General features: G+C 44.5%; 18 protein-coding genes and 1 other annotated feature. Of the genes, 9 read left to right on the top strand and 9 right to left on the bottom strand.

What is annotated here, in order from left to right:
- Positions 1 to 10: 10 nt before the first annotated feature.
- Positions 11 to 1,009 carry a signal peptide peptidase SppA gene (gene sppA / locus JSY36_RS11800; protein ID WP_122898064.1) on the bottom strand — a complete coding sequence of 333 codons (999 nt, stop codon included), beginning with the start codon at positions 1,007 to 1,009 and terminating at the stop codon, positions 11 to 13.
- A gap of 248 nt (positions 1,010 to 1,257) precedes the next feature.
- Here sppA and JSY36_RS11795 point away from each other — a divergent pair, with 248 nt between their 5' ends.
- Positions 1,258 to 2,055 (top strand): NAD kinase, encoded by a 798-nt coding sequence (locus JSY36_RS11795; RefSeq protein WP_122898066.1) that lies wholly within the window; start codon positions 1,258 to 1,260, stop codon positions 2,053 to 2,055.
- A 54-nt stretch (positions 2,056 to 2,109) separates the two neighbouring features.
- Here the strand turns inward: JSY36_RS11795 and JSY36_RS11790 are convergent, their stop codons facing one another.
- From JSY36_RS11790 to JSY36_RS11775, 4 genes are all read right to left on the bottom strand, one after another.
- A complete protein-coding gene (locus JSY36_RS11790) occupies positions 2,110 to 3,714 on the bottom strand; it encodes an amidohydrolase (RefSeq protein WP_205166558.1) in 1,605 nt (534 codons plus the stop codon).
- 201 nt (positions 3,715 to 3,915) lie between these two features.
- Positions 3,916 to 4,119: an alpha/beta-type small acid-soluble spore protein gene (locus JSY36_RS11785; protein WP_205166557.1), complete on the bottom strand. Its 204-nt coding sequence runs from the start codon at positions 4,117 to 4,119 to the stop codon at positions 3,916 to 3,918.
- A gap of 94 nt (positions 4,120 to 4,213) precedes the next feature.
- A complete protein-coding gene (gene thiI / locus JSY36_RS11780) occupies positions 4,214 to 5,431 on the bottom strand; it encodes a tRNA uracil 4-sulfurtransferase ThiI (RefSeq protein WP_205166556.1) in 1,218 nt (405 codons plus the stop codon).
- On the bottom strand, positions 5,431 to 6,573 hold the full coding sequence (locus JSY36_RS11775; protein WP_205166555.1) for a cysteine desulfurase family protein: 1,143 nt from the start codon (positions 6,571 to 6,573) through the stop codon (positions 5,431 to 5,433). The genes thiI and JSY36_RS11775 overlap by 1 nt, the downstream gene beginning before the upstream one ends.
- Positions 6,574 to 7,091: 518 nt before the next feature.
- On the opposite strand from JSY36_RS11775, the gene brnQ reads away from it, so the two are divergent.
- On the top strand, positions 7,092 to 8,399 hold the full coding sequence (brnQ, locus tag JSY36_RS11770; protein WP_205166554.1) for a branched-chain amino acid transport system II carrier protein: 1,308 nt from the start codon (positions 7,092 to 7,094) through the stop codon (positions 8,397 to 8,399).
- Between the two features lie 218 nt (positions 8,400 to 8,617).
- On the opposite strand, the gene ezrA is transcribed toward brnQ, so the two are convergent.
- The gene (gene ezrA, locus JSY36_RS11765) at positions 8,618 to 10,321 is read right to left on the bottom strand and encodes a septation ring formation regulator EzrA (RefSeq protein ID WP_205166553.1); all 1,704 of its coding nucleotides are present in this window, start codon (positions 10,319 to 10,321) and stop codon (positions 8,618 to 8,620) included.
- 259 nt (positions 10,322 to 10,580) lie between these two features.
- Here ezrA and hisJ point away from each other — a divergent pair, with 259 nt between their 5' ends.
- Positions 10,581 to 11,411: a histidinol-phosphatase HisJ gene (hisJ, locus tag JSY36_RS11760; protein ID WP_205166552.1), complete on the top strand. Its 831-nt coding sequence runs from the start codon at positions 10,581 to 10,583 to the stop codon at positions 11,409 to 11,411.
- On the opposite strand, the gene refZ is transcribed toward hisJ, so the two are convergent.
- Positions 11,399 to 12,043, bottom strand: a complete 645-nt coding sequence (refZ, locus tag JSY36_RS11755; protein WP_122898083.1) for a forespore capture DNA-binding protein RefZ — start codon at positions 12,041 to 12,043, stop codon at positions 11,399 to 11,401. The two genes, hisJ and refZ, sit on opposite strands and share 13 nt — an antisense overlap.
- A gap of 163 nt (positions 12,044 to 12,206) precedes the next feature.
- Here refZ and JSY36_RS11750 point away from each other — a divergent pair, with 163 nt between their 5' ends.
- Positions 12,207 to 12,686, top strand: a complete 480-nt coding sequence (locus JSY36_RS11750) for a GAF domain-containing protein (RefSeq protein ID WP_205166551.1) — start codon at positions 12,207 to 12,209, stop codon at positions 12,684 to 12,686.
- Positions 12,687 to 12,747: 61 nt separating this feature from the next.
- Here the strand turns inward: JSY36_RS11750 and JSY36_RS11745 are convergent, their stop codons facing one another.
- Positions 12,748 to 15,048: a sensor domain-containing diguanylate cyclase gene (locus tag JSY36_RS11745; protein WP_205166550.1), complete on the bottom strand. Its 2,301-nt coding sequence runs from the start codon at positions 15,046 to 15,048 to the stop codon at positions 12,748 to 12,750.
- Positions 15,049 to 15,408: 360 nt separating this feature from the next.
- Here JSY36_RS11745 and rpsD point away from each other — a divergent pair, with 360 nt between their 5' ends.
- Positions 15,409 to 16,011 carry a 30S ribosomal protein S4 gene (gene rpsD / locus JSY36_RS11740; RefSeq protein ID WP_122898086.1) on the top strand — a complete coding sequence of 201 codons (603 nt, stop codon included), beginning with the start codon at positions 15,409 to 15,411 and terminating at the stop codon, positions 16,009 to 16,011.
- 239 nt (positions 16,012 to 16,250) lie between these two features.
- Here rpsD and tyrS read toward each other — a convergent pair whose 3' ends face one another.
- On the bottom strand, positions 16,251 to 17,525 hold the full coding sequence (gene tyrS, locus JSY36_RS11735; RefSeq protein WP_205166549.1) for a tyrosine--tRNA ligase: 1,275 nt from the start codon (positions 17,523 to 17,525) through the stop codon (positions 16,251 to 16,253).
- Positions 17,526 to 17,608: 83 nt separating this feature from the next.
- Positions 17,609 to 17,814: a binding site (T-box leader), on the bottom strand.
- Positions 17,815 to 17,949: 135 nt separating this feature from the next.
- Here tyrS and JSY36_RS11730 point away from each other — a divergent pair.
- The 4 genes from JSY36_RS11730 (at position 17,950) to JSY36_RS11715 (ending at position 23,865) form a co-directional block, all read left to right on the top strand.
- The gene (locus JSY36_RS11730; RefSeq protein ID WP_205166548.1) at positions 17,950 to 21,000 is read left to right on the top strand and encodes a transglycosylase domain-containing protein; all 3,051 of its coding nucleotides are present in this window, start codon (positions 17,950 to 17,952) and stop codon (positions 20,998 to 21,000) included.
- Between the two features lie 388 nt (positions 21,001 to 21,388).
- On the top strand, positions 21,389 to 22,021 hold the full coding sequence (locus JSY36_RS11725) for a GNAT family N-acetyltransferase (protein WP_122898092.1): 633 nt from the start codon (positions 21,389 to 21,391) through the stop codon (positions 22,019 to 22,021).
- A 24-nt stretch (positions 22,022 to 22,045) separates the two neighbouring features.
- A complete protein-coding gene (locus tag JSY36_RS11720; protein WP_205166547.1) occupies positions 22,046 to 22,690 on the top strand; it encodes an acetoin utilization AcuB family protein in 645 nt (214 codons plus the stop codon).
- On the top strand, positions 22,687 to 23,865 hold the full coding sequence (locus JSY36_RS11715; protein ID WP_122898096.1) for an acetoin utilization protein AcuC: 1,179 nt from the start codon (positions 22,687 to 22,689) through the stop codon (positions 23,863 to 23,865). Before JSY36_RS11720 ends, JSY36_RS11715 begins: the two co-directional genes overlap by 4 nt.
- The last annotated feature ends 10 nt before the right edge of the window (positions 23,866 to 23,875 follow it).

Here is a 23,875-nt window from a genome sequence, read left to right as displayed (position 1 = left end):
GTTTCCCACCTCAATTCGTGTACAGATACATCAGGCGTGGAGCGTGGGACTGATGGATCCATTCTTTCATAGAGTACATAGACAACTGATCACCGAAAACGGATTGAGCTGCAGCTCCAAATAAGGATGGGAAGCCAAGTGGCTGACGATACTCAACAACATCAATATCTCCTTTGCCGATATCTTCCCTGAAGGCTTCAATCACATCGTCCAGGTCCCCGAGGCCGTCAACCAAATCTGCTTCATAGGCCTGGTTTCCCGAATAAATACGGCCATCTGCCAGCTCTTCAACCTGATCGCGCGGCATGTCCCGACCTTCCGAAATAATATCAACAAAACGTTCATACGATTCGTCAATGAGATCCTGCAGAATCTGACGCTCATCGTCCGTCATCTCACGGGTTGCAGACATGATGTCTTTATACGGTCCGCTCTTAATCACTTCGGATTGAATGCCAAGGTCTTCAGCCAGCTCAGCCACATTCAATGACTGCATGATAACACCGATTGAACCTGTTATCGTTTGTGGATGAGCGTATACCTGTGCAGCGGGAGCCGCGATATAGTATCCTCCACTCGCAGCCATACTCTGCATGCTGATATAGATTTCTTTTCCGTATTCCTCCTGTATTTCAACGATCTTGTCATGAATCTGGTCGCTCTCCATGACTCCGCCACCCGGAGTGTTAACACTGATAATAATTCCGTCAACACTGCCGTCGTTTGCGGCAGCGTCAAGTTGCTTCAAAAAACGGTTATGGTTGTATGTAGCAGATTCAAAAAGTGAAGGAGCATCATAACTGCTCTGAATGACCCCGTTTAAGTGCATTACAACAATCTTTCCATTACCATTTCCTCTTTCAAGAACATGTTCATCTACATCGTACTCCTCACCGGCAAAAAGATCGTCCCAATCTGTAGTGAAAGCACCCATAGCAAGAGAAAAGAAACTTGACCCCATAAATAATGCCACAGCAATTCCTACTGCAACCCAGCGTTTGCCACTCATCTTAAAACCTCCATTTTTATGTTTATTATTCTCGCCCGTAACAGCGGGCTCCTGCCTCATACAGGAAAGCACAGGCAGGGGATTCCCTGACAAAATACGTGTTCCTTCCCCGCTAACCAGAGGGTTTTCTCCATTTTCAGACTCTTATTTGAAGGAATTCCTCTCTTTTTAAAGAAATTAACTAATGACAGGGTAAACTACATACAAACCTGTAGCCTTTGATCACCTCACAGAAAGGAAGTTACAACATGCCAGAGAGAAGAAATGTTTACCTTCATTATGTAGAAGAAGAAAAAACAAAAGAGAAAGTTGACCGACTGCGGGAGCTCGGCAGAAAATATAATTTCCGCCTTGTTGATAATGTAAAAGATGCCAATATCATTGCCAGTATCGGCGGTGACGGCGCCTTCTTACAATCCCTCAGACGAACGGACTTCCAGGAAGACTGCCTTTATTTATCCATTAACGACGGCCACCTCGGCTTTTATGCCGATTTTGATCTTGAAGATCTTGAATCCATCGAAAAAGCCATGCAGACAGATATGGTTGAAGTTCTCCGGTATCCCGTACTGGAAGTTACGATTGACGGGCAGAAAGGTTTCTACTGTCTCAATGAATGTTCAATTCGCTCAAATGTCATAAAAACATTCGTTGTCGATATCTTTATCGATGGCCTGCACTTTGAAACATTCAGAGGGGACGGGCTTGTCATTTCCACCCCTACCGGAAGTACAGCATATAACAAGTCTTTGAAAGGGGCTATAGTAGACCCTCGCCTTGTATCCATGCAGCTGACGGAAATGGCATCTCTCGACAATAACAATTACCGTACTCTGGGTTCACCACTCCTTTTAAGCGGTGACCGCGAACTGGTACTGCAGGTTGTACAGGATGGAAATGACCATCCAATCATGGGTGTTGACAATGAAGCACTCAGCATCCGTCACAGTAAGGAGATCAGAGTGAAAGTCTCCGAACGTAAAGTGAAAATGCTTAAGCTGAAAGACAACTCTTTCCTTCATAAAGTGAAGAGAAGCTTCCTGTAAATTGAAGATACTGCTTTAACACTGTCCCGCAGGTCCGGCTTACGGGACAGTTTTTTATTTCGCAGCCTGGTTTTCATAAACAACTGTATTATCTACAACCGTTTTTTTAACCTGAACGTTCAGCCACTCATCCGGAGACAGGTCAAACAGGTCATGGTCAAAAATCGTAAAATCGGCTTTGTACCCTTTTTTAATCAGACCATACTCTTCTTCCTGGCTGATGGCCTGGGCACTCCCTGTTGTAAATAACCTTAGCGCTTCAAAGAGGGTAAGTTTTTGCTCAGGATAGTAGCCCTTATGGTTCTCCTCAGGCTTCCTTCGTGTTACAGCAGCATGAATCCCCAGAAGAGGATCGGGGGGTTCGATAGGTGCATCTGAACCTCCTGCACAAGCTATCCCCATATCGAGATACGTTTTCCATGCAAACCCGTACTCCAGCCGTTCAGGACCGAGTCTTTCCTCAACCCATGGGAAGTCTGATGCTACAAAACGAGGCTGGATATCCAGGACGACCGGAAGCTTCTGCAGCCGATTTAAAAGATCAGGACCCGTTACCTGAAGGTGGATCAGCCGGTCTCTTAACCCTGCTGGTACAGGATTCTCCTCGATAGCATCAAGGGCATACTCCAGAGCCAGGTCCCCGATCGTATGAATGGCCACCGGCATCTCCAGCTTCCTTGCTTCCCTGACGATATCACTGAGCTGTGATCTGGTGTAGATCGCCACACCGCTGGTTGAAGAATCATCACTATACGGTTGCCTGAGGAGCGCTGTTCGCCCTCCGAGAGCTCCGTCCGCAAAAACCTTTACTGCCCCCAGCTCAATTGTGTTGTTCAAATCACCATAAGTATAGCCCTTTTCTTTTAAAGAACCGGCAACTTCGTGATGAACCAAGAGGCTCGCCCTGAACTTCTGCTTTTTACCATCAATCACATTCAAAAAGGTTTGAAGGGTTAGGTCCGGATCACCGTAGTAATTTAAGTCCTCTGTATGAGCTCCGGTAAATCCCTTGGACCACAGATCGTTAAGGGAATCGGTCAGGGCACTGTGCAAATAATCCCCATCGATATCCGGCATCACGTCCCGGACATACTCCTGAGCCTGATCGTGAAGGTAGCCTGAAGGAAGCCCTTCCCTGTCCTTTACTATGAGCCCCCCCGGGGGATCGGGCGTTGAAGCATTAATACCTGCGAGCTCAAGAACATACGAATTTACAAGCATTGCATGCCGGCAGACTCTCGTGAGCACAACAGGATGCTCAGAGGTAATCTCATCCAGCTCACTTCGGTGGGGAACAACGGCAGGGGTAAATAAATTTTCATTAAATCCCTCTGCAATCAGCCACTCCCCCTTATTAAGTTCTTCAGCTCTTTTCTTTAGTACATGCATAAGCGTCTCCACGCTTGTAATCTCAGATAAATCAATGCGCTGCAGCTTCTCACCGTGACCAATCATATGTAAATGGCTGTCTACAAAGCCGGGATAGATCACTCCGCCTGAAATGTCATGGTATTCAGTAATCCTTTTGCTGTATGTACGTTCAAGTTCCGCTTTTTCCCCTACGTCCTGAATGATGCCATCCTCAACGTAAACAGCCTCGTGTAGATCATTTTCTGTCTCCAATGTACGTACTTTTGCTCCATACCAAAGTGTCCCCATCTATCATCTCTCCCCTGCAGTTGATTGTTCAGTAGAACTGGTTGGGATAGTATTCCAATATCCCTCATCATACCTCTGTTTTATCCGAAAATCAAAAAAGGTGCCAGGCACTGTGTGACTTCTTCACACAGTGCCTGGCACCAACAAAGTAAAGGAGTATCTCCCGGTTATCGGGGATACTCCCATCAGCCATAATATTTATTATTTTTGGTACCCGCCTAGTTGTTGCTCAGCTTGTTGAACTAGACGCTTAGTGATTTCTCCACCAACGGAACCGTTAGCGCGAGATGTTGAATCCGGGCCAAGCTGGACACCGAACTCTTGAGCGATCTCGTATTTCATTTGATCAAGAGCTTGTTGTACACCAGGGACTACTAATTGGTTAGAACTTCTGTTATTTGCCATGTTTGTCACCTCCCTTGTAACCATAGAATGCTACAAGAAGAGATTTCACATGCATCAGTAAGTCAACCAATTTGTGGTAATAATTTATGATCTATTAAAAAAGGTCTTCAAATTCCTTGTCCAACTCTTCAGCAGATGAAAGAGTCTGTTTGTACGTCCGTTCAGCCGCATCCTCTACAAGAGCCTCAATATCGAGGTTTCCTTCGAAACGGTTTGCTTTTGTACGGTTTGGCTTTGTTTTCGTCTGAGGCGGCAGAAATATTGTGCAGCAGTCTTCATAGGGAAGAATAGATAACTCATACGTATCGATCTTCTGCGCGATATCAATGACTTCCAGTTTATCCATGGCAACGAGAGGCCGTAATACCGGCATTGTTGTCACTTCGTTAATCGTAAACATACTGTCCAGCGTCTGGCTGGCCACCTGTCCCAGACTTTCCCCGTTAGCCAGGGCCAAAGCTTTATTTTTTGCGGCTACTTTTTCAGCGATACGAAGCATCACACGGCGCATGATGGTCATCTCGTATTCACCCGGCACAGCTTCATGAATTTTTTTCTGAGCCTCTGTGAACGGCACAACATGAAGGGTTATTTCCGTTCCGGCATAGCGGGAGAGAACTTTTGTCAGATCTTTTACCTTTTGAAGAGCACGCTCGTTTGTAAAAGGCGGACTGTGGAAATGAACAGCCTGGAGATCGACTCCGCGTTTGAGCATCTGGTAGCCTGCTACAGGACTGTCAATCCCTCCTGAAAGCATCAGCATGACACGGCCGCCTGTTCCTATAGGCAGTCCCCCCGGCCCCTTGACCGTTTTACACGTAAGGTAGGTTGCCTCCTGACGGACCTCTACTTTTACTTCTACATCAGGGTTATGAACATCTACTGTAATGTCACCTGTGTTTTGAAGAATATGAGATCCAAGTTCATAATTGAGCTTTTGTGAACGAACCGGAAAAGATTTGTCAATCCGTCTGGCAGATACTTTAAACGTCCCTTCTTCATCCGGCAGGGCATCTTTAATGGCAAAAAGAGCAGCAGCCTTAATTCCATCAAGCTCATTGTCCGTTTTCAATGCTGGACTGAATGAATGAATACCGAATAAGTGCTGAAGTATGTCTGAGACACCCTGTACATCTTCCCCATGAAGTTCAACAAACATACGCCCAAAGGAACGTTTCACTTTAACTTCCGGAAACTTCCTTAACGCGGTCCGGATATTGTGCTGAAGCCGTTTTTCAAAATGGCTGCGGTTCTTTCCTTTTAAAGAAAGCTCTGCATAACGTATTAATATATGGTCATATACTGGTTCCATTATCTGTTTACCACCTTTAATAGTGAAGGAATCATTTCCTTCGTATAATCAATAAACGCTGACATTTCTTCGTTGGTATTTTCAAAAGACAAAGACACCCGGACACCGCTTGCAGCACGCTCATAATTAAAACCACACGCCGTCAGGACTCTGCTCGGTTCCGCGAACTTCGATGAACATGCACTCTTCGTTGATACATACATGCTCTTTTCTCCATAGGATTGCACAAGAACTTCAGGCTTAAGTCCCGGCACCGAGAAATTGACAATGTGCGGCGCCCGTTCTTCAGGTGTATTGACATAGACACCATCAATGGACTTCAGTTCTTCGATGAGGCGTTCCGACATCCGGTAAAGCTCCTTTGTTCGTTTAACTGCAGCATCCTGTGTCATTCTGAGGGCTTTTACCATTGCTGTTGCCCCCGCAACGTTTTCAGTGCCGGCACGCATTTGATGTTCCTGGCTCCCACCTTTAAATATAGGTGAGAGTTTGGTTCCTGCTCTCGCATACAAAAGCCCTGTTCCCTTCAATCCGTGGAACTTATGGGACGAAAAGGAACAGAAATCCACTTTCGCATTCTTCAGGTGAAGAGGAACCTTCCCCACACCCTGAACATGGTCTACATGAAAAAGGACTTTAGGATGGTTTAGTAAAAAGTTGCCGATCTGTTCAACCGGATTGATGGAACCAAGCTCATTATTTACATGGAGAAGAGAAACAAGAACCGTTTCGTGCCCTACTGCTTGTTTTACATCATCCAGGCTTACGATGCCTTTGTTATTTACCGGAAGATAGGTGACATTAAAGCCTTCCTGTTCCAGCTGCCTGAAGGTTTCGTAACTTGAAGGATGCTCTGCTTCAGAGGTAATAAGATGCCTGCCCCTTGACCGGTGCTGATAGGCCGTACCTTTTATCGCAAGGTTGTTGCTTTCTGTTCCACCAGATGTAAACAGGACCTCTTTAAAATCAACATTCAAAAGGCTTGCTGCACGTTCACGTGTCTGGACGAGAAGCCTTTCCGCCTGTTTTCCTCCAGGGTGCAGCGAAGAAGGGTTGCCAAAAAAGTCCACAGATACCTTTGCAAACGTCTCTACCACTTCGGGATATGGACGTGTGGTGGCACTGTTATCAAAATAAATCATTTATTGTTAACTCCTTTTAAGTACAAGTGAGATAAACGTATACTCCCCAACAGCTTATCATATCATAACCCTTAGGCTTTTTTAATCCGCTTTGTTAATTTCGGAGTCATTTCTGCTCACTTTCCGCGGGCGGTTAATCCTCAGGGATCGGGCTTGCCTTTGCGGCTTCCCGGCAATCACTACTAATATGGAACCACCGGACTTTAACAAAGCCTTTACATTAAACACCGGGTATTCTTTTTAAAATACGTAAAATCCTCTTACTATCATACAAAACCTGACGCGTCTGTCCAGGATCAGTTTACCCCGGTTGTTCATGTTTGTTCCCTGAAAAGCCGGGCAGTCCGACCTTAATTCCCCGCTTCAACTGTATATCTGCCACCATAAAATAAAAATTCTTTTAATTTTAACTGTTTACAACATTCGACTTTATGATAAAATTACGTTTGGCTTTATTGCTTTAAAGCCCAAACTAAATGATTTACCAATGTGATCGTTAACTCCAGGAGGTTTCATCCATGAATAAGAAAACGCTTACAAATAAGGAAACAGTTGCCATCGGCCTGATGATGTTTGCCCTGTTTCTTGGCGCCGGGAATCTTATCTTCCCTCCAGCACTCGGACAACAGGCTGGTACCGCAGTATGGACTGCCATTATAGGCTTTCTCGTTACAGGAGTCGGACTGCCTATACTCGCGATCGTCGCTATTGCAAAGTCCGGGGGAGATTTGCAGAAAGTTTCAAACAAAGTAAGTCCGGCTTTCGGCTTATTTTTTCCATTGGTCGTTTATTTAGCAATCGGCCCATTATTCGGTATCCCCAGAACTGGGAGTGTCGCTTTTGAAATCGGGGCCACACCGTACACCGGTGAAGGGGCCCAGACCCTCCTGCTCTTTATCTTTACACTTGTTTTCTTCGGAGTAAGCTACTGGCTGTCCCTTAACCCGTCCAAGCTTGTTTCACGGCTTGGGAAGTATTTGACACCGGCACTTGTTATCCTATTAACAGTCCTTGCTTTAAACGGCTTCCTAAACCCGGTAGGTTCGATACAGGAGCCATCAGAAGGCTATACCCAGTTTCCATTCTTTAAAGGATTCCTGGAAGGCTATTTAACGATGGACGCCATTGCGGCACTTGTTTTCGGTATTGTCATCATCTCCAGAATGAAGGAACACGGTGTTACCGAACCAAAGGAAGTAGCAAGAAAAGCCGTGCATGTGGGGCTGATAGCCGGAAGCGGACTGGCACTTGTCTATTTTTCCCTTTCCTATCTGGGGGCTACCAGCGTAAGTGAAATCGGCATGATGGATAACGGGGGGCTGATTCTCACTGCCGTTTCCAGGATGCTATTAGGGGAAACAGGCGTTGTACTGTTGTCCTTTGTTATCGTTATTGCCTGTTTAACGACTTCTGTCGGCCTGATCTCTGCGTTCGGTGAATATTTAAAACGTGTTGCTCCCCGGGTTCCATATCCGGTTACTACAGGGATCATCGCCTTATTCAGTCTTCTCATGGCTAATATGGGACTTACACAGTTGATTGCTTTTTCACTGCCGATGCTCATTATGATTTATCCCATAGCCATCGTGCTGATTGTTTTCGTATTGATCGACCGCATCTTCGGCCAAAAAGCCGCCGTGTATAAGGGAGCTGTTATCGGAGCCGCATTGATCAGTGTACCAGAAGGACTGATTACAGCCGGAATCTTTGCTGAACCCCTGACTTCAGTACTCTCTATACTGCCATTCTTTGAAATGGGTATCGGATGGGTCATCCCTGCTACAGCAGGCGCTGTGATAGGGTGGTTCTTTTCAGCGGAAAAATAATTAAATTCTTTACAGGGCTGTACCGGAAGTAAACAACTTCGCGGTACAGCCTTTTGTTATTTATTACACCCTTTTCGAGGCAGGTGAAGCCCTTCGATTTCCAAGAGTGGGACTGAGGCTTTTCAGCTGAAGCTCTGCAGGGTTTAAAAATACTCCATGACCTTAGGACCAGCAATGGTTAATCGTTGAATTTTAAACAGCAAAAACCGAGTGTGATGTTACACACTCGGCTGTAATGATTCTTCTCTTTGAACACGTTCCAAGACGTCTGGGTCTACCGGCCGGATCGCTTTTACACTCAATTCGAGAGCTTCTTCATACTGATAGTTGCGAAAGGCTTCCTCTGCCTGAAGCAGGAGAATATTTAACCTGTCATCCTTCCTTCTAAAACGGTTTCCATACTGGATAACCCGCTCAGCAAGCGTCGCTTTCTCAATAAGGTCGTTCAGCACCGCCATAAAGTTTTCGATATGGACGTGCGCCTTATCTACATGGTGAGTCACTTCATCAATGGATAACGGAACTTCATCAAGTTTATTTGAAGCCTGAATGAAGTACTCTTCAGCTGTATCCATTTCCTTTAAGATATCTTTCGGGAGACCGGGGATGTTGCTCTTTTGAAGCTTCTTCTGCCCGCTGATCAGTTTCTGCTTGAGCTCCCTTAACGTTTCTTCTGCTTTTCGCTCATCACTTCTCATTTCCTCAAGAACCTCTTTAGCATGGAGAAGTTCCGCTTCCCCTGCTTCAAGCTTTTCTTTAAAGTCTGTAACCATCTTGCGTAAAGCGGTATAGGACTGCTTTTGATTCTCAATGTAATCTTCAATCATCATAAACTGCTGAATGATTTCCTTCACTGTTTTTTCCAGTTTAAAGTGAGCTTTATACTCATCTTCAGTGAGGCGGTAGGTCATCTTTACTTCTTCTGTTTCAACAAGCAGCTGCTGGAAGTGCTCCGGAAGCAGGTCCACACGCCTTGCCAGCTCATGAACTTCCTGGGTTACTACCTGTTTGGAGAGGGCTTCGTATTCAAGCTTCTCATATATCCCGTCAATTTCAGACTGGATCGCAGCAACCGGTTCTTTCACTTCTTCAACCTTCACATCGTACAAAAGATCGATAAGCTGATCGAGTTCCTGCTTCATTTTTGTAGTCTGACTTGTGAAGCCAAAATGTTCAATGGCAAATCCCTTCTCTTCCATCTCTTTGAGACCGAGGGAAAGCTCAGTAAGCTGTTTTGGAAGGTCCTTTTCAATAAGAACGAGATAAGGAGGCACTTCTTCAATCAAGGAATTGATATGCTGAAGAGATTCTTTCATCTCTTCGAGGGTTTCTCTTGCAAGAAGATAATTGCCTTTTGCAGTATGCTCTGCAAATGCATCGAAAGTCCCGTGAACATCTTTCATCATCTGATCAAGTTTACCGCCTGCATCTCCAAGAGTGCTGCGCTTCATCCACAGTTTCTTTTTGGTTTCATCATAGTAGTTCTGGACTTCACTGATTTCTTCTCTGTTTCTTTCCTCGCTCTCAACCAGTTCATCAATTTCTTTAATCATGTTTTTCATATGTGTCTCAATCGCGAGGAGCGTATAATCCACTTCGACCATCAGCTTTTTTGCTTTTCTGAAACGGTACCTGTTCGCTGATTCTTCAATATCAAACAGCTTTTCTTCTACATCCGGAAGCTGTTTTGTAACAATATCATCCCACTCCGAACGCCATGCTTCAAAACGTTGCTCAGTCTCTCCGGACATGGTAAGCCCCTTGATTTTAGAGATCTCCTCTGAAACCGGCTCATTCATAATTTTCATTTTCCATTGTTCAAGCCTGTCAACTTCCTTGTATATCTTTTTTCTTGAAACCGCTCCGATAATAACGGCCAGAATGATTAATCCGATAAGAGAATAAATAACTGGGGCTGTCATAGGAAACCTCCTCTGTAAGTCGTAATTATGTAAGAACGTCTGGGTAAGGCGTCCATTTTGATTTATAATAGAACCAGGATTTTGTCGAAAAAAAAGTTGCCTCCCCTGGCCGCAGGTTGAAGTAATCGTCTATGTTCCTTATAATATCATGGAAAAATATATATTTGAGCGATTTTATTGGATTTTTTTTAGTTCTTTCTGACTTTTTTATTTAAAGCGACATAATACGGGATAATCCAACAATGAGGTGAATAAAACCATGATCGAGTATGATGGACACGTCCACAGCCCGTTCTGTCCCCACGGAACAAAAGATACGTTTGAAGACTATATAAAACAGGCGGTTAAACTCGGCTGGAAAGGGATGACCTTTACTGAGCACGCTCCTCTTCCACCATCCTTTGACGACCCTGTCCCAGATAAAGACAGTGCAATGGATCTTTCAGATCTGAATCACTACATTACTGAGCTTCAAAACCTCAAGGAGAAATATAAGAACGAACTCGATATCCGGATTGGACTGGAAGTGGATTACATTGAAGCCTATGAAGAAGAAACGCGGCTGTTTCTTAATGAAGTCGGTCCTGTTCTTGACGACGCCATATTATCGGTCCATTTCCTTAAGATCAATGATCGGTATACGTGCCTTGATTACTCACCCGGTATGTTTAATGAAGCCATCACAGCTTCAGGATCTCTCGAAGCTGTCTATGACCGGTATTTTTCAACCGTACTTTCCTCCATTAAAGCCGATTTAGGAAGCTATAAACCTAATCGCATCGGACACATCACACTCGTAAGAAAGTTTCAAAAGCGATTTCCAGCTTCCTTTCCATGCCTTCAAAAAGTCCTGCCCATTCTGACGGAAGTGAAAAAGCACAGCATGACCCTTGATGTAAACGGAGCTGGATTCATAAAACCTCTCTGCGGTGAAAGCTACCCTTCATCCGATGTCCTGAGGAAGGCTGCAGAGATGAAGATCCCATGTGTATACGGCTCTGATTCCCATTCGTACAAACAGCTTGGGTCAGGTTATGTAAAATTAAAGGACCAGGTGCCACTCACTCCCCCGGCTGTTTATCCGGAGTGATGATCCTTTAGTTCTTTTGGAATTTCCCCATGATACAAAGGGGACAGCCACCTGGTAATCTCCTGATAATACCGGTTCAGGAAGTGACTTTCGTGAGGCATTAAATGATAAACCTCCCGTATATACTGGGGATGAAGAAATGGGAGAATGAGCATTCCCCGGAATTGAAGAATCCAGAAATCGTTCGGCGGATGACGAAACTCTCCTTTTTCAAATCCTGTTTTAATAATTCTCTTATACAGAGACTTCTCCTTCGTCAGATACGTTGTCATAAGCTCCCTCACCAAGGTTGTATCCAGGGTGATTTCCCGGTGGACAAAGCGGGCAAGGTGGTGCCTCCGCTGTTGATAGGACAGAACATCCCAGACAGCTGAAAGCAAGGCTGCTCCGGCACCGGTCTGGTCAATATGACCGGTATGTCTTTCTATGGATTCTACAAACCCCTCCAGAAAGTCTGTCATCAAATGTTCCAGAAGCCCTTGCTTACTTCCAAAGTAATAGGAGATCAAAGCGACATTGGCATCAGCTTTAGCCGCTATATCTCTAACGGATGTGCCTGCATATCCCTGGACATTGAATAAATCGATGGCTGCTTTTACAACCTTTTCTTTAGACGCCTTTCTCGATGGCACGGATGATCACTCCAGACATTAACCAAAATTTCCTTATTATATCGTAATTCGAATAAAGGAGACAAAATTCCTGCTAAATCGATAAGCCTTTCTTTACAAAGTGCTTATCTTTTATGATATACTTTACAAAATTTCAAGTTGAGATGATTCAGGAGGGGTCACATTGTTTCAGTCAACCGCTTATCAGGGTTCTCTCGAGAACCAGTATGACACGTTAATTATGCAGCTGAAAGGATTGTTGTATGACGAAGAAGACCTCATCGCAAATCTGAGTAATGCTTCTGCTTTGCTTAACCAGTTTCTCACTGAGGTAAACTGGGTGGGCTTTTACCTCTGGAAAGAGGAGGAGCTTGTTTTGGGACCTTTTCAGGGTCTTCCTGCCTGTGTGCGGATTAAAAAAGGCAAAGGCGTATGCGGCACTTCCGCCGAGGAGCAGAAAGTGATGCGTGTCGATGATGTTCATGCTTTCCCGGGGCATATTGCCTGCGATGCGGCATCACAATCTGAAATCGTACTGCCGTTAGTGAAAGATGGAAAGCTCATTGGTCTCCTTGATATTGACAGTCCTGTTAAGTCGCGTTTCAGTGAGGAAGATGAAGTACAGCTCACCAGATTTGTAAAAGAGCTTGTAGATAACCTCTGAAGAACTAACCCGCTGCACTCATAATGAAGAGGATGTTCCTTTATCAGGAGCATCCTCATTTTTATTCCACTATTCCCAGCAGCTCGCTGGCCATTCTTACCTGGCTTTTCCCTGAGGACTTTGACAAATACAAAGCCTGGTCTGCCAGGTTAAATAACCTTTTGTGGGATTTGGTTTCTCCCCGGGACCAGGTTGAAACGCCACAGGAAACCGTTACGTGAGGGTCGGTCTGCTCTTGTACCTTATCGTGAATTCGCATTGCCACTTGTCTGGCTGTATCTTCATCGGTCCTCGGAAGGTAGACTGCCAACTCTTCTCCTCCCCACCGGGCCGAGATGTCATGACCTTCTTTCGTGTTTCCCTTTAAAATTTCCGCTACCTGAATAAGTACTTCATCCCCTACCTGATGTCCGTAAGAGTCATTAATTTGTTTAAAATCATCAATATCAAAAAGAATAAACGAACCTAAGGCATCCTTTTGCATGGATTCGGCCAGTTTTTCATCCAGATACGCTCTTGTATAAAGTTTTGTTAAATAATCACGGATAACCAGTTCACCAAGTTCTTCATGAAGCATAGCATTCATAATCGCAAGAGTGGAGTGATGAACAAGAGACTCCACCAACTTGTAGCTTTCAAATGAAAAGGCGTATTCATCCCGCTTCAGGAGGACCACAGCCCCTTTGATCTTTTTATCATGAACCATCGGAACAACAATGATAGAAGGAAATTCAGCCAACAGGTCCGATTCCGCATTTCCCAGTAACACACCGTCTTCATTAATTTGATTCACATATTCTTTCAATCCCTTTTTCAACCGGGGATTTTTAAAAGCTTCCGTGCTGCCCGGCAAATAATGGTCTTCTCCTGAATTAAACATGACAAAGCCCGTCTCATCGCAAGAAAACGACTTCTGAAAGCTTGTACGCATATAAGCCAGGAGCTCACGAAGCTTAAGTTTCGAATTCAGCCTGGCTGATGTTTTATTAATCATCTGAAGGTTCGCAATATGCTCGTTGGACTGCTCATACAGCCGGGCATTTTCAATGGCATTCCCCCCTGTATCTGCAAACATTTGAATAAACGAAAGCTCCTCAGGCGAAAAAACAAGATTTGCAGTTGAGATCAATGTCAGTACACCGTATATACTCTGCTTCCCTTTTAAAGGGACAAAAAGGTATGTGCTTCCGGTTCTCAAGCAGTCTTTCACCTGAATCCTCCCGGTCAGGTAGGCTTCTACCGCTGTACTCTCTTCCTGGTTAATGTTCAGTGATTTCACCTGAAGAGCCGCATCGTTCATTTCGAGGTCATGGGTGAGCAGCAGCTCAGACTCAAACGTCGGATAAGCTTCATGAAGAGACACAACCATCTCTTTTAAAATCCCCCGGACATCCATAGAAGAGTAAAACTTTTGATTCACTTTGAGCAACAATTCGTTACGCTTCTTTTCCCGGATCATTCTATCGTATTCAATCAGTCTCTTTACCCACGGTGTTAATGCAGCAAGAAGTTTCTGCAGCTCTCTTAAATCTTTCAATTCGCACTCTCCCTCTTCTGTGAGAAGAAGCAGGAGCCCAAGTGTGGAATCCGAAGCTGAAAATGGGAGGACGACGAAATCACTGTACCGGTCCTCTTTTTTAAACAGGGGTTTATGTTGAATATCCCGTTTATTTAGTATTGTAAAACCTTGTGCATATTTTTCATTTATGCAGTCCTGGAAAACAGGCTCCTGAATGGCATACTCTTCTTTGTCCCATTTAGGGAAATCAGTAGTCTCAAAAGGAAGATAGGTATTTAAAGTTCTGTCATATAAATAAAGAGCTATTGTGCAGTCTTCCATAAGCTCTGAAACGGTGAGAAGCAGACGCCTGGCAAACAAATGAAGGTTATGATTATAGTCTGTATCAGACAACAGGTCCATCACCCGTTCGTGTACAGTTCCTCGGGTTGAAATATGCTCATACCGTTTGTTGGTCTCATCGAGTTTCATACTCATTGATACAGTCTGCTTAAAGCCATGAAGAAAGGCGGCGGCTGCCGGGGCCTGTTTGTGATCAGACGGCATAATCATCCCAAGATACCCGTTCCACTTTTCACTGTGCTGCTGTATTGATAAAACGACCGCATCGACATTGTACATGTCATATGTATATGGAAATCCTTCTTCTGAAAAGCTCATTTCTATCCGGTTAAACACATCGATCATTTTTTCCGGGAGTTTCCCTAATTCTTTCATTGTCCGGACCTTCCCCTGCTCATCGGCTATAAAAAGAATTGCCGGCTCAAAAAGATCGATAAAGGAAGCCTCGTCATTTATTATAGAATAGAAGATTTTTGAAAAGTTTATGGACATTGCGGGCATAAAGACTCACCTCCGGCTGTACATCTAATTACCTATGCATAGTCATTATACCCTTGTTTTACTTCTTTGGGCTTGTTATTGGAATATTTCATTAAAAATAATTCCCTCCGTTTATTTGAAGGCCTTGTTAAAGGTAGACTTGACTTTTCATTCACGGCGTTGTACACTGTTCTTTGTGCAAATAAGGCAGCCAAAGGTGAACATTATTCAGTTTCATTTTATTCCCGTTATGTGCGAGGTGCATCGCGTAACCTCCAGCTGTCGAGGCGATGGTGCATGAAAATAAAATGACTGTGTAAATGGGATCGCCACTTACTGTTCTGTTTCACAAATATACGTTTTACGAAGGAGGAGCTAATTATGGCTCGATATACTGGACCATCTTGGAAGCTTTCTCGTCGTTTAGGTATCTCTCTAAGCGGAACTGGGAAAGAACTACAAAAGCGCCCTTACGGACCTGGTGAACACGGTCCTAACCAGCGCAAGAAAATGAGTGAATACGGACTTCAGCTTCAGGAAAAGCAGAAGCTTCGTCACCTTTACGGAATGAACGAGCGTCAATTCCGTCGCATGTTCGATGAAGCAGGAAACATGAAAGGGATCCACGGTGAAAACTTCATGATCCTTCTTGAATCTCGTCTTGACAACCTTGTTTACCGTTCCGGTCTTGCACGTACTCGTCGTCAAGCCCGCCAACTGGTAAACCACGGTCACATCACTGTTGACGGCGGACGCGTAGACATCCCGTCATACCGCGTAAAGCCTGGTCAAACAATCAGCGTTCGTGAAAAGTCCCGCAACCTTACAGTAGTTAAGGAAGCATTGGATGTAAACGACTTCGTACCAGCTTACCTTGATGCTAATGTTGACAACCTTGAAGCAACTTACACTCGTCTTCCTGAGCGTTCTGAGCTTCCGGCTGAAATCAGCGAGCAGCTTATCGTTGAGTTCTACTCTCGTTAATAAGTTGAATAGCTTTAAAAAGCAGATCCTTTTGGGTCTGCTTTTTTGTTTTTGGAACCGCCCACGGGCGAGGAGGGGGGCTAACTTGATTAAAGTACAACCCAACTTGACTAAGTGCACAGCTAACTTGTTTAAACCGCCGCCTGACTTGATTAAACGCACCCAGGCGCATCCACCCCTTCCTCCCATTATGCCCACCCTTCCAAAAAAACCGGCTCCCAAAGGAACCGGCTCTTCTTTTATCCCTTGTAATGAACAAGGAAATTCTTCTTTTTTCCGCGTCGGATGATCGTAAACTGACCATCGATTTTATCTTCCGGCCCCATCGATTTGTCCATCTCCTGGCAGCGGTCTCCGTTGATGTACACAGCACCGTTCTTGATGTCTTCTCTGGCCTGTCGTTTAGAAGGAGAAACACCACCCTCAACGAGTACATCAATCAGACCTTTCCCTTCTTCAATTGTGAAGGAAGGAACATCCTTGAAGCCTTGCATCACTTCATCAGCTGATAACGCCTTTAAGTCTCCCCCGCCAAACAATGCAGCAGAAATGTTTTTAGCCTGTTGAACCGCACCTTCATCATGTACAAAAGCAGTCAGCTCCTCAGCAAGGCGCTTCTGTGCCGCACGTTCGTGTGGACGCTCTGCCACTTCTTTTTCAAGAGCAGAGATGTCATCCTGAGACAGAAATGTAAAGAATTTCAGAAACTTAATCACATCATTGTCGTCCGTATTTAAAAGGAACTGGTAGAATTCGTAAGGAGACGTCTTCTCAGGGTCAAGCCAGATTGCCCCCCCTTCTGTTTTGCCAAACTTCGTACCGTCAGCTTTCGTGACAAGGGGAATAGTAAATCCAAATGCCTTGGCTTTTTCATCTTCATCCTGACCGTACATTTTGCGGATATATTCAAGACCTGCAGTGATGTTTCCCCACTGGTCACTACCCCCGATCTGCAGCTTACAGTTCTCTTCTTTATATAAATGGTAGAAATCATAAGACTGGAGGATCATGTAACTAAACTCTGTAAATGAGATTCCTGATTGAATACGGGATTCAACGGAATCTTTCGCCAGCATGTAGTTAAGGCTGAAGTTTTTCCCTACATCACGGAGGAAATCTACAACGCTCATTTCACTGATCCAGTCGTAGTTATTTTTAAGTTCAGCTCCGTTTTCACCGTCAAAATCGAGGAAACGCTTCAGTTGTTCGCGGATCTTGTCACTGTATCCTTCGACAACACTCTGTTCATTTAACGTACGCTCAGCTTTTTTTCCACTCGGATCACCGATCAGCCCAGTAGCCCCTCCTACAAGAGGAAGTGGTTTATGACCTTCAAGCTGGAATCGGCGAAGGGTAATGATTGTAAGCAGGTGACCAATATGAAGGCTGTCTCCTGTTGGATCAAATCCGCAATACAATGACACCTTCTCTTTATTTAACAATTCCGTCAGACCGGACTCATCAGTCATCTGGTTGACCAGTCCGCGGTACTTCAATTCTTCAAGTAACATCATGGTTTCTCACCTCATTTTTAATTTGCATTTTTCGAAAACAGTCTTAAGCCCTTCATTTAAAACACAAAAAAACCTCCTCCCAATAAAGGGACGAGATGCTCGCGGTACCACCCTCGTTGAAAGTGAATATTCATCACTTTCCACTCACGGATAACGGTCCGCTCGCCGCCAATGCACTTGGAAGCTCAAAGATGTAATTCACAGGACGCCTTTGTTCCGGTTTTCACCAACCACCGGCTCTCTAAAGACAGGGAGTCGTCTGCTACTGCTTTCTCATCATTGCTTATAACTGTATTAACTGCATTATTTTTATCATAATACGGGATGACTGTCAAACCAATATAACGACAAATACACCCATAATGTATTAAACCAATTACATTATATGCTATAATATTGTTGACTTTCTAGGGGGTTTTAAACGATGTCAGATAAAAAATTTTCATTCGGAGATTTATTCCGGCGCCGTGAGACCAGATCGGTTGTCAAAGGCTTCCGGGTAACATCTCAGGTTGTTTGGAATTTATTTTTAATATTTGCTGTACTGGGACTTATGAGTATCTTCTTTGTCGGAGGTGCCGGAGCCGGTTATTTTGCATCCCTTGTAAAAGATGAACCAATTCGTGGCTATGAAGAAATGAAAGAAGATATATACAACTATGAAGAAACATCCACTATTTACTTTGCAGATAACGTAGAGATGGGTGAAGTCCGGTCTGATCTGGAGCGTCATCCAAGAGAGCTTGATGAGATTTCCAACCATCTAATCGACGCCGTTATTGCAACAGAAGACGAATATTTCTATGAGCACGAGGGTATCGTGCCTAAAGCATTATTACGGGCTACATATCAGGAGTTTGCCAATTCCACTGTTCAGACAGGGGGAAGTACACTTACTCAACAGCTCATTAAAAACCAGATCTTATCCAGCGAAGTTTCCTTTGACCGAAAAGCAACGGAAATCCTGCTCGCCATGAGACTGGAGCAGTTTTTCGAAAAAGATGAAATTCTTGAAGCGTATTTAAACATCGTCCCATTCGGACGTAATGCCAATGGCCGTCAGATTGCGGGTGCACAGTCTGCAGCACAGGGAATTTTCGGTGTTGAGGCTGATGAACTGAACATCCCGCAGGCTGCCTTTATAGCAGGGCTTCCCCAGAGTCCTTTCGGTTACACGCCGTTTACAGGAACCGGAGAAGTGAAAGAGAATTTTGATCAGGATCACCCAGGCGTACGAAGAATGCGTACAGTACTAGACCGTATGTACCGCCACGGCTATATCTCATCCGAAGAGTACGAAAAGTATCGGGATTATGATATTGTTGCTGATCTGACAGAAAGGGTTGAAGATAACTACGACCTTTACCCTAAAGTGACCTATGAAGTGCTTAACCGCGTCGAAACGAAGATCACGCAAAAGCTTTTGAAAAAAGATGAGATTGACCTCTCTGAAATTGAAGACGAAGATGAACGGCGTGACGTCGTGAATGAATACCGTGAGAAAGCTATTCGTGAAATCCGCGGCGGCGGTTATCATATCCATACGACGATTGACAAAGATATCTTCGATGCCCAGCAGGAAGTGGTTGAAAACTTCGACCTGTTTTACAAGGACCTTACTGTTGAAGATTATGACGAAGAAAATGACGAAGAAATCAAGTATGATGCAATGCAAGAGCTGGGCTCCATGCTTATTGAAAATGATACAGGTAAAATTATCAGCTTCGTCGGCGGACGTGATCCTGACATGGAATTTAACTTTGCCACACAGGCCAGAACTTCAGTCGGTTCGACAATGAAGCCTTTCACATTCGCAGCTCTGATGGAATCCGGCGACGTACAGCCTGGCTTCATTTCACCTGACGCACCTTATGAAACACCTGTCGAAGAGCATAATGTAACAAACTTTAATGATAATTATGATGGTCTTATAACAATCAGAGAAGCTTTGCAGCGTTCACGAAACGTTCCCGCTGTCAGAGAATATAACCGCGGAAATACAGAAGAAATTAAAGGTTTCCTCGTAAATAATAACCTGATTTCTGATAACCATGAAATGGTAGAGATTCTCCCTTTGGGAACAAGTGTCGTAAGTGTTGAAAATAATACAAATGCCTACGCTACTTTCGCCCGAAACGGAAAATATAAAGACAGTTATATGGTGGAACGCATTGAAGGACCTGACGGCGAAATCATTTATGAGCACGAGTCTCTTGAAAGAGAAGTTTACTCAGAGCAGACAGCCTATCTGACGATTGACATGTTAAGAGACGTGCTTGAATCCGGCGGCGGTACCGCAGCAGCTCTTCCAAGCATGCTGGACTTTTCAAGTGATTTAGCAGGTAAAACCGGTACTTCTCAGGGAGTTCGGGACGCCTGGTTTGTCGGAAGTAACCCTAATATCTCCATGGGTGTCTGGTTTGGTTACCGCGATAACCTTTCCCTTCCTCACGACGCCCGTGAATATGATGGTACTCCAAGCTACTCCAGACGTGTTCAGACCATGTGGGCCGAGCTTGCGAATGTAGCCTATGAGATTAACCCTGATTTAATGGACTCTGGTGAGAACTTCCAGCAGCCGAGCGGGATTGTCCGTCAGGAAGTATGTGGAATTTCAGGTTTGCTTCCTTCTGATCTTTGCCGTGAAGCTGGATTAGTAACAACAGACCTGTTTAACGCAGAACACGTTCCAACTGAACGCGATGACAGTCTGCAGCGTGTCCGCTTTGTGAAAGTCGGAGATGATAACTACTTAGCACTAGACTCTACACCTTCTGAATTCACGAAAGCCGGTGTGTCAGTGAAAGAGGAGTACTTCGACTTTGGTGGTGATATTTCTGAATATATCCCTGATGACTGGGATACGTTAGTACCGGATGAGGAAGCACCGGATAACGGTCAGAGGCCAGGAACACTTACAAGTGTCTCCACATCAGGAAGTTCCGTCACATGGAACTCTCATCCTGATGACGATGTAGTCGGTTACCGGGTTTACCGATCTTCCTCAGAAAATGGAAGCTTCAGTAAGGTAGACAGTGTCCGTTGGGATGAATCATTCTCTTACTCAGGTTCTTCCGGATACTACATCGTAACAGCTGTCGATGTAGCCGGCCGTGAATCAAGTCAGGGAAGTCCGGTCAGAGTCGGCTCAGGAGGATCATCTAATGATGATGACGATGACGATGACGACAGCGATTCAGACTCCGGAAGCAGAGATAACGATGATTCCGGCAATGATGAGGATGATTCGGACAATGATAACGGCAACGGTAATGGCAATGGCAATGGTAATGGTAATGGTAATGGTAATGGTAATGGTAATGGCAATGGCAATGGCAATGGCAATGGCAACGGTAACGGGGACGACGATTCCGATGATGATGATGAGGATGAGGATGAGGATGACGATGAACCGGAAGATGAATCCGAGGACGATGATGAAGATGAGGATGAGGATGACGAAGAGGAAGATTAACGCCATTCCTGACTTTGCCTGTTTTAATGAAAAAGGGATTAAGACACCCTGACAATAATGACAACGGATTCGTCCAATGCTTTAGAAGCTGCCCAAAGAACCTCTTTGGACAGCTTCTTTTACTTTTATTTTGTTATACCAAAAGCTCGCTGACAAAATATTTCCACCACAAAAATATGGAGAAAACTGTGATTACAGTCACTTCTTATTCCTTTAACCTCGTACTTTAACAAAAGTGTGAATTTTTTGTCATTTAACCATTGTATTTCGGGAGTATGATATAGTAAAATCATGCAGTTAATATAGTGGTTAATTCTGTCACTCTTGTGGAATGAAAAAGGTAAAGAGATTTATGACTGGTAAGATTAGTGGAAGAGGTGGGCTGCCCGTGAAGCACCGAAAAACATACCACTCCTATGAAATAACAGATCGTGATAAAAACATTTTAGTAGAAGGTCCTGTCGAAAAAGAGGCACTTGAGAGCTTTACAATGGATGAGGGACTGGTTGCCTTTCGTCCGCCGGATAAGCAGAAAGAAGCACTAATGAAAGTTGTCGAGATGCCGGAGAGCCGGATTATCGTGGCCAGGGATGGAGATAAAATTGTCGGATACGCCACTTTCCTTTATCCCGACCCCCTTGAAAGGTGGTCTGAAGCAAACATTGATAACCTGATTGAACTTGGCGCTATTGAGGTTTCTTCAGAGTATCGTGGTTACAATCTGGCCAAGAATATTTTGAAAGTCTCCATGATGGATGACGCAATGGAAGATTATATTATCATCACCACAGAGTATTACTGGCACTGGGATTTAAGAGGAACCGGTCTGTCCATCTGGGAATACAGAGATGTGATGGAGAAAGTCATGAAAGCCGGGGGCCTTGAATGGTATGCCACAGACGACCCGGAAATCTGCTCACACCCTGCAAACTGCCTTATGGCAAAAATCGGCAGCCGTGTCGGGCCAGATTCGGTTCACGAGTTCAACCGCATACGGTTTAAACACAAATACATGTTCTGACATTTTGGAAACGAGGGATGCTTTATGATGCTGGAAGAAATAATGAAAACCGATGTCGTTTCTGTAACCGCCTCCACTTCACTCACTGAAGCATTTACATTAATGGAGAAGTATAAAATCCGCCATCTGCCAGTCACTGATGAAGACGGCAGAATTGAAGGCATTGTTTCCGACAGGGATTTAAGAGATGCCAGCCCTTCAATTTTTAACCCGTCTGAAACGTCTTTTGCCGAAAAGCAGGTAGCCTCAATTATGGTTACTGATGTTATTACAGGGCTTCCGACAGATTTTGTCGAAGATGCGGCTACAGTGATGGTGGAAAATCAGTTCAGCTGTCTTCCCATTGAGCGTGAAGAAATCCTCGTAGGAATTATTACTGACTCTGATCTTCTAAAAACGCTTGTAAGATTGACGGGTGCCGACCTGCCTACTTCACGTTTGGAAGTAGAAGTTCCCAATGTAGCAGGTATGCTTACCAAAGTCGCCAGCCTTGTGAGTGAGATGGGAGTAAATATCCAGAGTGTACTTGTGTATCCGAGTAAAAATCCTGAAAAGAAAGTCCTGGTTTTCCGTGTACAGACGATGGATACAAGAAAGCTCGTTCTCAGTATTGAAGAAAATAACTATAAGGTGACATGGCCCAGCTTGGATTCGGGGATGTCTTTATGAAGAAAAAGTCAGCATTTGTTTACTCTCCAGAGCAGTTGTCCTACCGTTTTAATGAACACCACCCTTTTAATCAAAAAAGGCTTGAAACAACAAACGATCTGCTGTTTAAACTCGGCGCATTAAGAGACAGTGATATTATTCCCCCGCGCATGGCTACCGAAGAAGAACTTCTGCTGGTACATACAAAAGAATATGTGGAAGCTGTAAAAAAAGCCAGTTCAGAAGAAAACAAGACTTCTTTTTCTTCTACATACGGTCTTGGTACTGAGGATACCCCTGCCTTCCCCCACATGCACGAAGCTGCATCATGGCTTGTTGGTGGAACCTTAACCGCTGTAGATACTATTTTTGAAGGCAGCTATGAACATGCGTTGAATTTAGGCGGCGGCCTCCACCACGGCTTTAAGGGTAAAGCATCAGGATTTTGTATATATAATGACAGTTCCATCGCAATCGAGTACATGAGAAAAAAGTATGATGCGAGGGTTTTGTACATTGACACTGACGCCCACCATGGTGACGGAGTACAGTGGGCTTTTTATGACGACCCGAATGTATGCACGCTCTCCCTTCATGAAACAGGCCGCTACCTTTTTCCCGGTACAGGAAATGTAGCTGAACGAGGTTCGGGTGAAGGATATGGTTATTCCTTTAATGTGCCTTTGGAAGCGTTTACTGAAGATGACTCGTTTTTGGATTGCTACGAAAAAGCCATTACGGCTGTTGCAGAATATTTTCGTCCGGATGTTATTATCACGCAGAACGGGGCAGATTCTCACTACTACGACCCCCTTACCCACCTGTGTTCAACGATGAAAATCTATCATCAAATCCCAAAGCTCGCCCACAATATTGCTCATCAGTTTTGTGAAGGACGCTGGATTGCTGTCGGAGGGGGCGGCTATGATATCTGGCGTGTTGTTCCAAGAGCATGGTCCCTTATCTGGCTTGAAATGACAGATCAGGCCGAAGATCTCACAAAATCACCGATCCCGCAAAGCTGGATCGACAAATGGAAAGGTTTTTCTCCTGAAACATTACCTGCCAGATGGTTCGATGACGCCGGGATGTACCCTGAAATCCCGCGGAAGAAGGAGATTGAGAAAAAGAACGCGCGTACGGTCCAAAAAGCGCTTGAACCTATTTTCAAGCAGCATAAAAATGTGCAGATATAACAAAAAAAGA

The sequence above is a fragment of the Alteribacter salitolerans genome, assembly GCF_016901055.1.
Taxonomy (GTDB): Bacteria; Bacillota; Bacilli; order Bacillales; family Salisediminibacteriaceae; genus Alteribacter; species Alteribacter keqinensis.
This window is presented reverse-complemented; position numbering and strand designations above follow the sequence as displayed.

What these genes read in the sequence shown, in the direction of transcription:
- ezrA (WP_205166553.1), bottom strand. Translation starts at nt 10,321, where the DNA reads ATGACAGCCCCAGTTATTTATTCTCTTATCGGATTAATCATTCTGGCC.
- JSY36_RS11730 (WP_205166548.1), top strand. Translation starts at nt 17,950, where the DNA reads ATGTCAGATAAAAAATTTTCATTCGGAGATTTATTCCGGCGCCGTGAG.
- JSY36_RS11745 (WP_205166550.1), bottom strand. Translation starts at nt 15,048, where the DNA reads ATGCCCGCAATGTCCATAAACTTTTCAAAAATCTTCTATTCTATAATA.
- JSY36_RS11715 (WP_122898096.1), top strand. Translation starts at nt 22,687, where the DNA reads ATGAAGAAAAAGTCAGCATTTGTTTACTCTCCAGAGCAGTTGTCCTAC.
- sppA (WP_122898064.1), bottom strand. Translation starts at nt 1,009, where the DNA reads ATGAGTGGCAAACGCTGGGTTGCAGTAGGAATTGCTGTGGCATTATTT.
- thiI (WP_205166556.1), bottom strand. Translation starts at nt 5,431, where the DNA reads ATGGAACCAGTATATGACCATATATTAATACGTTATGCAGAGCTTTCT.
- hisJ (WP_205166552.1), top strand. Translation starts at nt 10,581, where the DNA reads ATGATCGAGTATGATGGACACGTCCACAGCCCGTTCTGTCCCCACGGA.
- JSY36_RS11785 (WP_205166557.1), bottom strand. Translation starts at nt 4,119, where the DNA reads ATGGCAAATAACAGAAGTTCTAACCAATTAGTAGTCCCTGGTGTACAA.
- JSY36_RS11775 (WP_205166555.1), bottom strand. Translation starts at nt 6,573, where the DNA reads ATGATTTATTTTGATAACAGTGCCACCACACGTCCATATCCCGAAGTG.
- tyrS (WP_205166549.1), bottom strand. Translation starts at nt 17,525, where the DNA reads ATGATGTTACTTGAAGAATTGAAGTACCGCGGACTGGTCAACCAGATG.
- JSY36_RS11790 (WP_205166558.1), bottom strand. Translation starts at nt 3,714, where the DNA reads ATGGGGACACTTTGGTATGGAGCAAAAGTACGTACATTGGAGACAGAA.
- JSY36_RS11795 (WP_122898066.1), top strand. Translation starts at nt 1,258, where the DNA reads ATGCCAGAGAGAAGAAATGTTTACCTTCATTATGTAGAAGAAGAAAAA.
- JSY36_RS11720 (WP_205166547.1), top strand. Translation starts at nt 22,046, where the DNA reads ATGATGCTGGAAGAAATAATGAAAACCGATGTCGTTTCTGTAACCGCC.
- brnQ (WP_205166554.1), top strand. Translation starts at nt 7,092, where the DNA reads ATGAATAAGAAAACGCTTACAAATAAGGAAACAGTTGCCATCGGCCTG.
- rpsD (WP_122898086.1), top strand. Translation starts at nt 15,409, where the DNA reads ATGGCTCGATATACTGGACCATCTTGGAAGCTTTCTCGTCGTTTAGGT.